14 protein-coding genes are annotated in these 14,348 nt (G+C 71.9%); 5 read left to right on the top strand and 9 right to left on the bottom strand.

Annotated features, from left to right (window positions below; all coding sequences use genetic code 11):
- Position 1: 1 nt before the first annotated feature.
- The 5 genes from ACZ63E_RS16420 to ACZ63E_RS16440 form a co-directional block, all read right to left on the bottom strand.
- A complete protein-coding gene (locus tag ACZ63E_RS16420) occupies positions 2–703 on the bottom strand; it encodes an HAD family hydrolase (protein WP_465336803.1) in 702 nt (233 codons plus the stop codon).
- Positions 700–1,509: a carboxymuconolactone decarboxylase family protein gene (locus ACZ63E_RS16425; protein WP_465336804.1), complete on the bottom strand. Its 810-nt coding sequence runs from the start codon at positions 1,507–1,509 to the stop codon at positions 700–702. The genes ACZ63E_RS16420 and ACZ63E_RS16425 overlap by 4 nt, the downstream gene beginning before the upstream one ends.
- A 36-nt stretch (positions 1,510–1,545) precedes the next feature.
- Positions 1,546–2,352, bottom strand: coding sequence for an AfsA-related hotdog domain-containing protein (locus ACZ63E_RS16430; RefSeq protein ID WP_465336805.1), 807 nt, complete (start codon positions 2,350–2,352; stop codon positions 1,546–1,548).
- 32 nt (positions 2,353–2,384) lie between these two features.
- Complete coding sequence (locus ACZ63E_RS16435; protein ID WP_465336806.1) at positions 2,385–3,848, bottom strand: hypothetical protein; 1,464 nt, start codon at positions 3,846–3,848, stop codon at positions 2,385–2,387.
- A gap of 200 nt (positions 3,849–4,048) precedes the next feature.
- Positions 4,049–5,536, bottom strand: a complete 1,488-nt coding sequence (locus ACZ63E_RS16440; RefSeq protein WP_465336807.1) for a cellulase family glycosylhydrolase — start codon at positions 5,534–5,536, stop codon at positions 4,049–4,051.
- A gap of 431 nt (positions 5,537–5,967) precedes the next feature.
- Here ACZ63E_RS16440 and ACZ63E_RS16445 point away from each other — a divergent pair, with 431 nt between their 5' ends.
- Together ACZ63E_RS16445 and ACZ63E_RS16450 are read left to right on the top strand one after the other, a co-directional pair.
- On the top strand, positions 5,968–6,366 hold the full coding sequence (locus ACZ63E_RS16445; protein WP_465336809.1) for a cellulose binding domain-containing protein: 399 nt from the start codon (positions 5,968–5,970) through the stop codon (positions 6,364–6,366).
- Positions 6,332–7,108, top strand: coding sequence for a hypothetical protein (locus tag ACZ63E_RS16450; RefSeq protein WP_465336810.1), 777 nt, complete (start codon positions 6,332–6,334; stop codon positions 7,106–7,108). Before ACZ63E_RS16445 ends, ACZ63E_RS16450 begins: the two co-directional genes overlap by 35 nt.
- On the opposite strand, the gene ACZ63E_RS16455 is transcribed toward ACZ63E_RS16450, so the two are convergent.
- Complete coding sequence (locus ACZ63E_RS16455; protein ID WP_465336811.1) at positions 7,098–8,093, bottom strand: aldo/keto reductase; 996 nt, start codon at positions 8,091–8,093, stop codon at positions 7,098–7,100. The two genes, ACZ63E_RS16450 and ACZ63E_RS16455, sit on opposite strands and share 11 nt — an antisense overlap.
- Positions 8,094–8,127: 34 nt before the next feature.
- Positions 8,128–9,321 (bottom strand): AGE family epimerase/isomerase, encoded by a 1,194-nt coding sequence (locus tag ACZ63E_RS16460; RefSeq protein ID WP_465336812.1) that lies wholly within the window; start codon positions 9,319–9,321, stop codon positions 8,128–8,130.
- A 154-nt stretch (positions 9,322–9,475) separates the two neighbouring features.
- On the opposite strand from ACZ63E_RS16460, the gene ACZ63E_RS16465 reads away from it, so the two are divergent.
- Entirely contained in the window at positions 9,476–10,537 is a 1,062-nt protein-coding gene (locus ACZ63E_RS16465; RefSeq protein ID WP_465336813.1) for a lytic polysaccharide monooxygenase, read from the top strand.
- Between the two features lie 21 nt (positions 10,538–10,558).
- Here ACZ63E_RS16465 and ACZ63E_RS16470 read toward each other — a convergent pair whose 3' ends face one another.
- Positions 10,559–11,563, bottom strand: coding sequence for a LacI family DNA-binding transcriptional regulator (locus ACZ63E_RS16470; protein WP_465336814.1), 1,005 nt, complete (start codon positions 11,561–11,563; stop codon positions 10,559–10,561).
- A 143-nt stretch (positions 11,564–11,706) separates the two neighbouring features.
- Between ACZ63E_RS16470 and ACZ63E_RS16475 the strand changes: the two genes are divergently transcribed.
- Entirely contained in the window at positions 11,707–12,978 is a 1,272-nt protein-coding gene (locus tag ACZ63E_RS16475) for an ABC transporter substrate-binding protein (protein ID WP_465336816.1), read from the top strand.
- A 58-nt stretch (positions 12,979–13,036) separates the two neighbouring features.
- Complete coding sequence (locus ACZ63E_RS16480; RefSeq protein ID WP_465336817.1) at positions 13,037–13,561, top strand: GNAT family N-acetyltransferase; 525 nt, start codon at positions 13,037–13,039, stop codon at positions 13,559–13,561.
- Here ACZ63E_RS16480 and ACZ63E_RS16485 read toward each other — a convergent pair.
- Positions 13,558–14,319 (bottom strand): GH12 family glycosyl hydrolase domain-containing protein, encoded by a 762-nt coding sequence (locus ACZ63E_RS16485; RefSeq protein ID WP_465336818.1) that lies wholly within the window; start codon positions 14,317–14,319, stop codon positions 13,558–13,560. The two genes, ACZ63E_RS16480 and ACZ63E_RS16485, sit on opposite strands and share 4 nt — an antisense overlap.
- Positions 14,320–14,348: the final 29 nt, after the last annotated feature.

The following is a 14,348-nucleotide window of genomic DNA, read 5'->3' on the forward strand; positions in this document are numbered from 1 at the left end:
CTCAACGAAGCCAGTGTGTCGAACTCGCGAGCTCCGCGTCGACGATCTCCACGAGTTCCGGGGTCAGTTCGGCGAGCGAGCCCGGCAGGTGCCGGACGCCGTGGCCGGCCATGAACTCCCGCTGCCGCGCGTGGGCGGGGCTCGACGGGAACCCGATGAACCCGGCGCCGTGCGCGCGGGCGTCCTCGGCCACCCGGCTGACGTCGTCGACGAACACGATCTCGTCGAACCCGGCGCCGAGCACGGTCCGGGTGATGTGCTCGACCCCCGGCCGGTGCTCGTTGATGCTCACGTACGGCACCTCGGGGTCGAACAGGTCCACGAGGTCGCCGAGGTGCCGGTCGAAGGTGTGCTCCCGGGTCCGCCCGCCGTAGCAGACCAGCCGGACGTCGAGCTTTCCGAGCGCCTCCAGGCAGTCCCGCGCGCCTTCGGCGACGCGGATGGGGTGCTCGGCCAGGTAGTCCTGCCGGGCGGCCCACAGCTGTTTCAGGGTCTCTTCGGCCGGCTGGTCGAGCCCGCAGAGCCGGGTGACCTTCTCGGCGACGACGATGTCCCGCAGCCCGATGACGTCCCGCTCCGCCGCGGCGTCGTAAACCCCGCCGTGGCCGGTGACGAACCGCGCGATCATGGCCAGGTACGTGTCGTCGATCAGCACGCCGTCGCAGTCGAGGGCGACCACGTGGACCTTCCGCAGCCCGCTCACCGCTGCGCGAACACTTCCCGCGCGGCGGCGATGGCGTTGAGCGCGGCCGGGAACCCGCAGTAGAAGGCCAGGTGCAGCACGGTCTCGACCGCTTCCTGTTCGGTGCCGCCGACGTTGAGCAGGCCGTGGATGTGCACCTTCAGCTGCGGCAGCGCCGTGCCCAGCGCGACGCACGCGGCGATCGTGACGATCTCGCGGTGGCGCAGGCTCAGGTGCGGCCGGCTGTAGATCTCGCCGAAGGTGAACTCGATGATGTAGGTCGCCAGGTCGGGGGCGATGTCCTTCAGCGCCTCCGCGACCTTCTCCCCCGCGTCGCCGTCGACGGCCTTCATCGCGGCCAGCCCGCGCTCGTAGCGGTCTTCGATGCCCGCCCACGGCACGTCGGTGGTCTCGGCCGGCGTCTCGTCCGCGGGCAGGGTTTCGAACAGCGCCTTCAGCTCGCCCAGCGCGTTCAGGGTCGCCGGGAAGCCGGCGAACGAGCTGATGTGGATGACCGTCTCGACCAGCTGGCGGCGGGTGCAGCCGACGTTGAGCGCGGCCTTGGCGTGGAACTGCAGCTGGGAGCCCGCGTAGCCCAGCGCCGTGAGCGCGGCGACGGTCGCCAGCTGCCGGTCCGGCAGCGGCAGGCCGGGGCGGTGGTAGACGTCGCCGTAGATGAAGCCGACGCACTGCTCGCCGAACTCGGCTTCCCCGATGCTCGCGAACAGGTCCAGCACGGCCGGCCGCTCGACCCCGCCGAGCCGCCGGATGAGCTCGAGGCCCTGGGCGAAGGACGCCGAGCGGTCCTGCTGCTGCGCTTCGGACATCGTGGTGTGGTTTCCCTTCCGGAGTGGGTTTTCGGGTCAGTCCAGGTAGGCGCGGGTGGCCTGGTCGGCCTTGCGGCGCTCCAGCGTGTCGATGCGCCCCTGCCCGATCATCGAGTACTCGATGCCGGCGGTGGCGACGGTGCGTCCGTGCTGGCGGACCGCCGTGCTGGCGCGGAACTTGAGGTTGCTGTCGCGGCTGAGGTCGGACTCCTCGATCAGCGACTCGACCGTGGCCGGCAGCGGGAACAGGAAGTCCTGGAACGACAGGTCGATCCGCTTCCACACACCCGCGTAGGCGGGCGCGCCCAGGCGCGGGCGGACCGCGGTCTCGAACTGCGCGATGCAGATCTGCCGCATCGCCTCGATGATCACGATGCCCTGCACGTGCTCACCGGTGTGGTGGTCGAGGATCAGCTCGTTGTCGCGGTGGATCCGCAGCTCGGCCCGGCAGTGCGTGGCCACCGGGCTGTGCACGCCCGCCAGCAGCACGTTCTCCGGCCGGTCCTTGTGGACCACCCCCGGGTGTGCCAGGGACTGCCGGAACGCGGCCGGGTCGGCGAGGCGCACCGACGCCTCGCTCTTTTCGCAAGCGGCTTCGAGCAGGTCGCAGTCGGTCCCGTCGATGCCCTGGCCGACGTGCACGACCCAGTGGCAGCCTTCCACCTCCGGCGCGCCGGAGGTGAGCATGGCCAGCAGGTCCGACATGGTCAGCACCCGGTCGCCGCGGGCGAACCGCGCGAACCGGTCGGCGACCACCACGACGTGGCGGCGGGTGTGGCCTTCGAACGCCCAGTCCGGCTCGACGGGAGCGTCCTGCGGGCGCGGGGAACCCTCCGGTGCCATCCGCGGCACCTCCATCCGGGTCGGGTCGCCCGTCACGACCGAGCCGAAGCTTGGGCGTCCAGGAGAGCCTCGGCGAGGCTCCGGGCCGTCGCGGCCGCGCGCCAGCGCGGTCCGGTCAGCTCGGTGGCCAGGACCTTGAGCATGGCACGCACCATGTCCGGCTGCTTCGCCACGTCCGTGGCCAGCAACGGTTCCACCTGGGCGGCCGCGCCGTCGAGATCGTCGAGCCGCAGGTGCGCGCGGCCGGTGTCGATCCGGATCATGGGGTCCATGGCCTCCCAGCGGTTTTCCAGCGACAGCTTTTCGTAGGCCTCACGGGCCGTCCTGAACTCGCGCAGCGCGGCGCACGCCTGCCCGACCGACAGCAGCGAGGTGCCGGCCATGTAGTGGCGGCGGTCCTTCGTGATGTTGAAGAACCGGTCCTCGCCGCCCGCGCCGAGGTCCGGGTCCTCGATGCTGGTCCAGCGCGCGATCGCGTCCAGCACCTGCTGCTCGGCCTGCACCGACGACCAGCCGCGCGCCTCGGCGAGGATCAGCGGCGCGTCCGTCAGCCGGCCGCCGACGTGGTAGTTGAGCCCGTCGGCGGCGAGCTTCGCGGACTCGATGCCGTTGCCCGACCAGAAGGCCACGCGCGCCTGCGACGTGCGCACCCAGCGCCGGGCGAGGAAGTCGTCGGCGTACTGGGTGTAGAGCCAGGCCGCGGAGTTGAGCTCGCGCGAAAGGCGGTACCGCCCGAGGTCGCCGGCGATCCACGCCATCATCGCGGTGGACTTCGCGCCGACCAGGAGCAGGTCCTGGGTCTGCTTCGGCCGCTGGCGCCCCTTCAGCAGCGCCGACGCCCGCTCCTCGATGACGGCGAGCTGCCCGAGGATCGAGTCGGGCGCGGTGCGCGTGTAGGCGCTGCCGAGGAAGTCGAGGTCCGACCAGAGGTCGTCGAGCTGGACGTCGTCGACGTTGGTCTTGGTCAGCAGGATGGCGTCGTCGAGCGCGCCGGCGCCGAAGTCCTCCTCCGGCCGCAGCTCGGTGCGGGGCGCCGCGGTGCGGGCCGGCGGGACGTCGTGCTCGGGCACGGCGACCGCGGTCACCAGCGCCGGTTCGTCGGCGTGGTACTCGGCAAGCTCCTTCTCCGGCAGCTGCTCGAGGTCACGCAACCCCAGCAGGGACTTCCAGCCGGTGCCGTACACCTGCGCGAGCACGCGCAGGGCCGCGATGGTGGGCCGGACGCCGCGTTCGGGCCACTGCTCGTACTCCCAGATCCGGGTGCCGCGCATGCCGGCCTTGGGGTCGCCGGTGACGGCGTTGTACTGGTGCGCCGCGACGTCGAGCGAGAGCTCGGACGCGAGCCGCCACGCGGTCCGGGGCGGGATCCGGCATTCGACGATCAGGTTCTCCGCCACCCTGGCCGGGATCGCCGCCTCCGGGAAACCCAGCGCGGCCAGCCGGTCGCGCAGTTGTGCACGGTAGGGCTTACTCCCTGGTTTTACCTGTCGACTCATCGTTCATCCAACGATTTCCGGCGTACTGGTGCACACGGATGACAGTACCGCAGCGTGACCGCAAGGGCCCACGACGTCACCAAGGACCTGGTCACACCACCCCATAAGGGTGATAGAGCACCCATTTCGTGCACGTGCACCCGACATTCTCTCACTCGACCGAGCGAAGGGGCGGCGGAAACCCACCGCCCCTCCGTCGCTCAGCCCGCCGCGAGGAAGCGCGCCCGGATGCCCGCGCCGAACGCGGTGGGCGTGCCGTCGTAGGCCGAGATCATCGCCGGTCCGGTGCCGCAGTTCCAGGTGTTCCACGTCCAGCCGAGGTAGGACGCCTGGTGCCGGTCGAGCCAGTCCATCAGACCGGTGACGTACCCGCTCGCGCAGTCGTTCTCGCCGATCTCCCCGGCCACCAGCGGCACCGCCGCGGCGACCGGCGCGAGCTGGCTGTCCCAGCAGGACGCCGAGCTGCAGACGTTGAAGTTGTAGGAGTGCCAGGACGCGACCAGGTTGCCCGCCGGGTCGCTCGGCCGGTACTGCAGCCACCCGGTGAGGTCGTTGGAGTACGCGAGCCCGCCGAGCATGACCACGTTGGTGGCGCCGGTCGAGCGCACCGCGTTCACCAGCGTCTGCATGCCCGCCACCGGGTACCCGATGCCCGGGCACGCGGAACCGCCGTCGCGCCAGCACGTCCAGGCCTGGGCGGAGCCGGAGACGGCGCGGTCGAGGTAGGGCTCGTTGAACAGGTCGAGGATCGTGGCGTTGTCACCCTTGAACGCGGTCGCGACCGAGGTCCACAGGTCCACCGAATGCGCGGTGTTCGTCATCGGCTTCTGGCAGGTCGAGTTCACGTCCGCGCACGCCGACGAGTTTCCCGTGTAGACACCCTGGGTCCAGTGCAGGTCGAGGATCGCGAAGAGACCGTTGGCGTGTAACAGGTCCACATAGGACTTGAGCGCGGCGCGGTAGGTCGCGCCGGCGTACTCCGGCTTGACGTTGGGCAGCCCGAGCCAGCAGTCCTCGTTGAACGGCACGCGCACGACGTTGGCGTGCCAGCTCTTGATCGCGGCCACCGAGGCCGCGTCCATCGGGCCGTCGAAGAGGCCGTTGCCCTGCACACACGCGAACTCCCCGCCGGAGCGGTTCACCCCGCGCAGGGTGACCGGGGTGCCCGCGGGGTCGGCCAGGCGGTTGCCCGCGACGTGCAGCGCGGGCGCGTCGCCCGGCGGCGGAGTGGTGGTGGTCGTCGTCGGGGTCGTCGGGGTGGTGGTCGGCGTGGTGCCACCGCAGGGCGCGCCGTTGACGCTGAACGACACCGGGGCAGTGTTCGTGCCGCTGTAGGCGAAGTTCGCCCCGGCGGTGACCGACGCGTTCGGCGCGACCGTCCCGTTCCAGGTCGCCGGGGTAAGCGTGACGGTCTTCCCGCTCTGGACCCAGGTGCCGTTCCAGCCCTGCTGCAGCTGCTGGTTCCCGGTGTAGGCGTAGCTGACCGACCACCCGGACAGCGGCGCCGTCCCGAGGTTCCTCAGGGTGAGGTTGGCGGTGAAGCCGGTTCCCCAGTCGTTCGTCGTGTAGCCGACCTCGCAGGCCGTGGCCGCGGCGGCGGGCGACGGGGTGCCGAGGGTGAAGGCCGTCGTCGCGCCGACGACGGCGAGTGCGCTGAAGGCGCCGAGCAGTGCTGGTCCGGAACGCATCGAACACTTTCTTGTGCAGGACTTATCATGAGAGCGCTCCCAGCAGCGCTGGACAGTACCGCCCACCCCTGGCCCTGTAAAGCCCGCCGCGATCTTGGGGAAGATTCTTCCGAATCCACCCCAACGGCGGCATCCGGCCGCCTCGGCCGGTGGCTCAGCGCGACCGCGGGATCGGTTTCCCGCCAACGGGTTCGGCCGTTCAGGAGCGTTCAGTGGAGGCCGGGAGCGGCCGGTCGCCGGAAAACGGGCCACCGGAACGGGCCGCGGCCGGGTCGCGCTTTACAACCCGGACATCCCGGGGTTACGTTCTCGGCGGCTGGAAGCGCTCCCATGCCAGGTCGCCTCGCCAGAACGCGGCCACCACCCAGGGGCGTCGTGGTGCAGGCCACGGCGCCCCTGGCCGCGTCCTCGTCCGCCTCCCGGGAGACCCGATGACCAGGTTCGCCGGCGCCCTCGGCGCGCTCTGCCTCGCCGCCGCGGGCACCACCGCGGTGGTCGCCGCCGGTCCCGCCACCGCCGCGCCGGCCTGCGAAGCCGGCTACCGCGCCAACGCGTGGCAGACCGGGTACACCGCCGAGATCACCGTGACCAACGGCGCCACCGCGCTCTCGTCCTGGACGCTCACCTGGCACCAGCCCGGGAACCAGGTCGTGACGTCCGCGTGGAACGCCACCGTCCGGCAGTCCGGCGCCGCGGTCACCGCCGAAAGCCTGCCCTACAACGCCGCGCTGCCCGCCGGCGCTTCCGTTTCGTTCGGCGTGCAGGGCACCGCCACCGGGACGAAACCCCGATCCCGTGGACTTCGCGCTCAACGGCGTCGCCTGCGGTGACCCCGCTCCCCCGGTGACGACCACACCGGCCACCACGACGTCCGCACCACCGCCCGCCGGGTGCGCCCAAGCCGTGGTCTGCGACGACTTCGAACAGCAGACCGGCGGCGCCCCGGGCGGCCGCTGGACCGTCGGCGCGGCGAACTGCCAGGGCACCGGCGCGGTCACCGTCGACGGCACGGTCGCGCACTCGGGCAGCCGGTCGGTGAAGGTCACCGGCCAGGGCGGCTACTGCAACCACACGTTCTTCGGCACGAGCGTCCCCGGCACCGGTCCGCTCTTCGGCCGGTTCTGGGTCCGGCACACCACCCCGCTGCCCGCCGGGCACGTCGCCTTCCTGGCGATGCACGACTCGGTCGACAACCGCGACCTGCGCGCCGGCGGCCAGAACCACGCGCTGCAGTGGAACCGCGAGTCCGACGACGCGACCCTGCCCGCGCAGAGCCCGGCCGGGGTCGCGCAGAGCGTCCCGCTGCCGACCGGGACGTGGTCCTGCTTCGAGTTCGAGCTCGACGGCGCCGCCGGGCAGCTGCGGACCTGGCTCGGGTCCGCGGCGGTGCCCGGGCTGGTCGCCGACGGCGTCGCGACTCCCGACGTCGACCAGCAGTGGCTCGCGCGGGCCTGGCACCCGTCGGTGACCGACCTGCGGCTGGGCTGGGAGAGCTACGGCACCGACGCCGACACGCTGTGGTTCGACGACGTGGCCGTGGCTCCCGCGCGGCTCGGCTGCGCTACCGCCTGACGATCCGGTCGATCTCGGCCAGCTCGTCGTCGGTGAACTCGAGGTCGGCCATGGCGGCGACGGTGTTCTCCAGCTGCGCGACGCTGCTGGCGCCGATCAGCGCGGAGGTCACGCGGCCGCGGCGCAGCACCCAGGCGATGGCCAGCTGCGCCAGCGTCTGCCCACGCCGCTTGGCGACGTCGTTCAGCGCGCGGATAGTCGCGAGGGTGTCCTCGGTGAGGCGATCGCGGGTGAGGAACGGGCTCGCGCCGGCCGCGCGCGAATCGGCCGGGACGCCGTCGAGGTAGCGGTCGGTCAGCAGGCCCTGGCTCAGCGGCGAATACGCGATCGACCCCACGCCGTGCTCGTCGAGGGTGTCCTGGAGGCCGTCCTCGACCCAGCGGTTCAGGATCGAGTACGACGGCTGGTGGATCAGCAGCGGGGTGCCCAGCTCCGTCAGCGCGGCGATCGCGGCCGCCGTCTGCTCCGGCGAGTAGTTGGAAATGCCCGCGTAGAGCGCTTTCCCCGACCGGACGGCGGTGTCGAGGGCGCCCATGGTCTCTTCGATCGGCGTCTCGGGATCCGGCCGGTGGGAGTAGAAGACGTCGAAGTGGTCCAGGCCGGTGCGCGCGAGGCTCTGGTCCAGGCTGGCGAGGAGGTTCTTGCGGGAGCCCCACTCGCCGTACGGGCCGTCCCACATCAGGTAGCCGGCCTTGGACGACACCAGGATCTCGTCGCGGTGCGGGCGGAAGTCGGCGGCGTAGTGCCGGCCGAAGTTCGCCTCGGCCGCGCCGGGCGGCGGGCCGTAGTTGTTGGCCAGGTCGAAGTGCGTCACGCCGAGGTCGAACGCCCGCCGCAGCACCGCGCGCTGGACGTCGAGGGGCTTGTCGTCCCCGAAGTTGTGCCAGAGGCCGAGCGACACGGCGGGCAGCTTCAGCCCGCTGCGCCCGGCGCGCCGGTACGGCATGTCCGCGTACCGGTTTCCGGCGGCGGTGAAGGGCGACATGGTTCTCCTTGTCGGGAAGACGGCTCGGGCGAGTCTAGCCGCGCGGCTTGAGCGCCCCGGCGAACGACGCGGCGGGCGGGAGCGCCGGCAGCAGCGTCGCCTGGTACGCGTGGTAGATGTCCGGTTTGCCGGCCCAGACCGTCGACGCGGGCCGGTTCTCCGGGTCGAGCTCGTGGTGCCACGACCCGAGTTCCCGGTCAGCGAAACAGGCTTCGGCGTGTTCACACCACTGCGCGAACCGGTCGAGGTAGGCCGGGTCGCCGGTCTCCTGGTGCAGCGTCCACGCGGCGGCGATCGCCTCCGCCACCACCCAGTGCAGGCGGGTGCGCACCACCGGCGTCCCGGCGAAGTCGGTGGTGTAGACGAATCCCGGCCGGCCGTCGACCGCCCAGCCGTCGCGGACGGCGGTGTCGAACAACGCCACCGCGTCGGGCACCAGCCACTCCGGGGCGCCGTCACCGAGCGCCCGCTTGAGGTGTACCGCCAGCCGCGCCCACTCGAAGAGGTGCCCGATCGTCGCGCCGAACGGGCGGAAGGGGTGCGCGGGCTCGTCGCGGTTGTGGTCCAGCAGCACATGCCACCGCGCGTCGTAGTGCTCCGGCAGCCGCCAGCCGTGCGCGCGGGCCTCGCCGTGCACCAGTTTGTCCACAATGGACAGCGCGCGGCCGGCCCAGACCGCGTCGCCCGTGACGTCCGCCGCGGCCAGGAACGCCTCGACGCTGTGCATGTTGGCGTTGGCCCCGCGGTAGTCCTCGAGCCGCGTCCAGCCGCGGTCCCAGACGTCGGCGACGCGGCCGGGGCCCGGCTCCCAGAACCGGCGTTCGACCACGTCAAGCGCCTCGGCGAGCAGCGGTTCCGCGCCCTCGGCGCCGGCGGCCACCGCGCTCGAGGCAGCCAGGACGACAAACGCGTGCTCGTAGGCGCGCTTCTCTGACAACGTTGTCGTCGCGTACCAGCCGCCGTGGTCCGGGTCGCGCAGCAGGCCCGTCAGCGCCGCCACCCCGTGGTCGACCTGCGCTCCCGTGTCCGAGCCCTGCAGGGACGCCAGCGCGAAGACGTGCGTCATCCGGCAGGTGATCCAGGTTTCGACGGGCCGGTCGAGCACCGGGCGGCCGGTGTTGTCGAGCCAGGCGAACCCGCCGCCGGGGTGCGCCGCGCGGGCGGCGAAACCGAGCAGCCGGGCGGGTTCGGCCCGCACCCAGGCGGGAACCGATGACGGACTTTCCACGCTGTGCCTTTCTCGGTGATCGACGGCCTCCGCCAAGGTAGGCCAAGGCGTCCGGGCCCGTCACCGCGGGCTGTTCCGGAGGCGTGCCACCGCGTATCCTGACCTTGAGAGCGCTCCCAGTCTTCGACGCACGCTACCCGACGAAGGGACAGACGTGACCAGGAGACGAAGTACGATCCTCGCCGCCGTCACCGTATTGCTGGCGAGCTTGACGGCCATCCTGCTGAACACCGGCACCGCCGAAGCGCACGGCGCCCTGATGAAACCGGGCAGCCGGACGTTCCTGTGCTGGCAGGACGGGCTCAGCTCGACCGGCCAGATCATCCCGCAGAACCCGGCCTGCTCGGCCGCCGTGGCGACCAGCGGCGCCAACTCGCTGTACAACTGGTTCGCCGTGCTGCGCTCCGACGGCGCCGGGCGCACACGCGGGTTCATCCCGGACGGGAAGCTGTGCTCCGGCGGCAACCCGGGGTACGCCGGCTTCGACCAGGTCGGCGACTGGCCGCTGACGCACCTCACCGCCGGGGCCACATTCGACTTCTCCTACAACGCGTGGGCCGCGCACCCGGGCTGGTTCTACACGTACGTGACGAAGGACGGCTGGGATCCCTCGAAGCCGCTCACCTGGGACTCGCTGGAGGACCAGCCGTTCCTGACCGTCGACCACCCGCCGGTGACCGGCCAGGTCGGCACGGTCGACGGGCAGTACAAGTGGACCGGCGCGCTGCCATCGGGCAAGTCGGGCCGGCACGTCATCTATTCGGTGTGGAAGCGCTCCGACAGCGCCGAAACGTTCTACGGCTGCTCGGACGTCACGTTCGACGGCGGGCACGGCGAAGTCACCGGCGTCCACTCGCCGGGCACCCCGACCACGACGCCGACCACGCCCACCGACCCCCCGCCCTCGGGCGGCTCGTGCATGGCGATGTACGAGGTGACCAACTCCTGGAGCGGCGGCTACCAGGCCACGGTGACGGTCATGAACCACGGCACCACGGCCTACCGCGGCTGGCAGGTGGGCTGGACCCTGCCCACGGGCCAGACGGTCGGCAGTGTCTGGAACGGCACGCTGAGCCAGTCGGGCTCGGTGGTGACGGTCCGCAACGCCGACTGGAACGGCCGGGTGGAGCCGGACGGCGAGACGACGTTCGGGCTGGTCGTCAACGCGCCGGGGACCAACCCGGCCCAGCCGACGCCGACCTGCCAGGGCAGCTGAGCGGGGCGCCGGTCCCGTCCGTCAGCGGGCGGGGCCGGTGCTGCCCCGGGTGATCAGCCGGGGCCGCGACGCGCAGACGTCACCGGGGTGTTCCCCGGCGAGCAGGTCGTGCAGGACCGACGCGGCGAGTGAGCCGAGCTCGGCCAAGGGACGCCGCACGGCGGTGAGCGCGGGACGGACCAGGCGGCAGAGCGGGGTGTCGTCCCAGGAGACGACGGAGAGGTCCCCGGGCACGGAGAGGCCGAGTTCGCGCGCCGCGACGAGGACGGCCACGGCGAGGGTGTCGGTGTCACAGAGCAGCGCGGTGGGACGCGGGTCGGCGGTGAGGACCCGGCGAACCGCGCCTGCGGAAGGTTCGGGATGTCCCGAGTCGCTGGTGAGCACCCGGCGGACCGCGCCGGCGGAAGGTTCGGGATGTCCCGGGTGGACGGTCGGCGCCTCGCCCCTTCGCGCGGCCGGCGGCCCGAGCCGCGCCACCGCCTCGGTGAACGCCCGCTCCCGCACCCCCGCGTCCGCGAACGGCGCCGCTCCCGCGATCCGCCCCACCCGCCGGTGTCCCAGCGCCGCGAGGTACTCCAGCACCTCCCCCACCCCGGCCACGTCGTCGACCCACACCGACGGCACGCCCGGCACCCCGCCCGGCCCGCCGAGCACCACCGCCGGCAGGCCGACCTCCGCCACATTCCGCGGCCCCGCTAGCAGCACGCCGTCCACCCTCCGCTCGGCCCGCCACCGCCGGTACACCACCAGCTCGGTCTCCCGGTCCGGCGCGATCCGCACCAGCAGCTCCGCCTCGAACCCCGCCAGCAGCGCCCCCAGCAGCAGCTCCGGCGGCCGGTCGAGCACCAAGCCGGTGACGCCGGTGCCGGCCGGCGCGGGGCCGCACCAGCCCAGCCTTCGCGCGGTCTCCGTGATGCGGCGGCGGGTCTCCTCCGAGACGCCCGGGCGTCCGTTGAGCGCGTACGAAACGGCCCCTTTGGACACTCCCGCCTCCCGCGCGATGTCGGTGACCGTCGGCCGTTTCACCGGACACCACCGGAAAGCCGGTCCGTGTCCGCGCGGACACCCGCCGTCGTGCGCCTTGACACCCGGGGCTCCCGCGAACAACACTCCGTCCGGGAGCGCTCCCAGCCACGAGGGAGTGGCAGGCCAATGGGGAGTGCGCGCACATGAGGCAGATCCGAAGACGGCTGGCCTTCGCCGTCACGCTCGTCCTGCTCGTCCTGACCGGCGGGTGCGGGCCGGGCACCCCCGAAGCCATCACGCTGACCCTCGCGACCTTCGGCCAGTTCGGCTACGACGACCTGATCCCCGGTTACGAGTTCACCCACCCCGGGATCACCATCACCCAGGTCCGGACCGAGCAGGGCGGCCCGTACCACCAGGACCTGCTGGCCAAGCTGCAGAACGGCCAGCCGCTCGCCGACGTCCAGGCCGTCGAAGAAGGACATCTCGCCGACGTCCTGGCGCAGTCCGGGAAGTTCGCCGACCTGGCCGAGATCGGGCCCGCCGACGTCAAGCCCGGCCGGTGGCTGGAGTGGAAGTACGCGGCCGGCCGCAGCAAGGACGGCAAGCTCGTCGGCTACGGCACGGACATCGGCCCGCTCGCCATGTGTTACCGCAAGGACCTCCTCGAAACGGCCGGGCTGCCGACCGACCCCGGGTCGGTGAAGACGATGTTCGCGACCTGGGACAGCTACTTCGCGGCGGGCGAGAAGTACGTCAAGCGCACCAAGGGCAAGGCCTGGTTCGACTCCGCCGCGCAGAACTTCAACGCCATGGTCAACCAGCTCCCGGTCGGCTACCTCGACCGCGAAGACCACCCGACGCTGGAAACGAACACCGCGCTGCGCGGCGCCTGGGACCGGGTCACCACCGCCGTGAAGCAGGGCCAGTCGGCCGGGCTCACCGCCTTCGCCGACGACGGGAACAACGGCCTGCGCCTCGGCGCCTTCGCGACGAAGGTCTGTCCGTCGTGGATGCTCGGTGTCATCGAACAGCAGGCCGGGCTGGGCAACGCCGGCAAGTGGGCGATCACCGACGCCTTCCCGGACGGCGGCGGCAACTGGGGCGGCTCCTACCTGACCGTGCCGACCTTGAGCGCGCATCCGAAGGAGGCCGCCGCGCTCGCCGCGTGGCTGACCGCGCCGGAGCAGCAGCTGCACGCGTTCCGGGTGAGCGGGAACTTCCCCAGCCAGGTCGACGCCTTCACCTCCCCCGACCTGCTCAGCGAGATGAACGGCTACTTCGGCGGCGCGCTGAGCGGGCAGGTGTTCGTCGCGCAGGCGCAGAAAGTCGGGAAGCCGCAGTACAAGGGTCCGGGTGACGGCAAGATCCAGGAGACGGTGATCGCGCCCGCCCTCGGGTCGGTCGAGCGGGGTGCCGACCCGGCCGCCGTCTGGCAGCAGGTGCTGATCGGGGTGCACCGGGTGGTGCCGTGAGGCCGGGACCGGCAAAACCCGCTCGCGCGGGCCCGCCGGAGCAGGCAGGGTGCCGGTCATGACCACTCCCCTCTCGACACCTTGGCGGCACTACGACCTCCGCCGTCCGGGTCCCGAAGACCACCTGCCGGTGCTGGCCGTCCTCGACAGCTGGTGGGACGGCATGGGCGGCCCGGAAGCCTCCCGTCAGCGGGCCCTGCTGCTGCCCAAGCTGATGTTCCAGCACTTCACCGACAGCAGCTTCGTGGTGACCTCCGACGAGCGGATCGTCGCGTTCCTGATCGGCTTCGTCTCGCCGTCCCGGCCGGCGGAGAGCTACATCCACTTCGTCGGCGTCGACCCCGCCGAGCGCGGCAACGGGCTCGGCGCGGAGCTGTACGAGCGGTTCTTCGCCTACAGCCGGGCCAACGGGCGCACGACCGTGCGCGCGATCACGTCGCCGGTCAACAAGGGGTCGCACGCGTTCCACACCCGGCTGGGGTTCGTCACCGAGCCGGGCCCGAAGGAGTTCGACGGACTGCCGGTCCAGCCCGACTACGACGGGCCGGGGCTGGACCGGCTGTCCTTCCGCAAGGACCTCTAGCCGGACACGCTGAAAGACCGCACGCCCAGCCCGGTCTGGCCCTGCCACGGCTCGAAGCCGAACTGGACGCTCGTCAGGTACCAGGCGTCGCTGATCTTGCCGCGGTTGACGCCGTCCCGGGTGAAGTCGCTCAGGTTGACGTCGAGGCTGTCGGTGCCGGACGTGCGGACGTAGGAGATCACGTTCCAGCCGATGTTGCCGAACCAGACGTTCCACGTCGCTCCGGCCAGCTGCGCCGTCCCGATGACGCTGCCGACCGGCTGCGGGGCGCCGCGGTGGTTGCCCCAGATCATCACCTCGGCGCCGGTGTTCTGCCCGGCCGGGTTGGGGTTCGGGTCGTACCAGACGTCGTAGGCCGCGTCCCACTGTCCCGCCTGGACGGTCGCGTAGTCCACATGCGACCGCAGCGAGCCCAGCGACCGGACCTGCCGGGGCAGGCCGCTGCCGCTGCTGCAGTTGCCGTAGTGGCAACCGGCGAACACCGACGGATAGCTGCCCGGCGCGCCGTTGGTCGGCCGGTTGTGCGACGCCGTCGTGACGGTGAACCCGGTGGCGGACACCGAAAGGCACTGGGTCGTGTCGTCGCCCCAGTTGTTGTTCTGCACGATGTACTTGCCGCCCTGGATGCGCAGCGAGCCGTACTTGTCACAGAGCTGCGTGTCCGCGGCCGCCGGTGGGGCGGTCAGCACCACACCGCCGGAGAGCAGCACGGTCGCGGCTCCGAACGACGCCAGTGTGGCCCGTAGCCGGTTCTTCATGAGCGGTTCCTTCCTGGAGTGGACGGGGT

This window comes from Amycolatopsis sp. NPDC104819 (assembly GCF_055583145.1).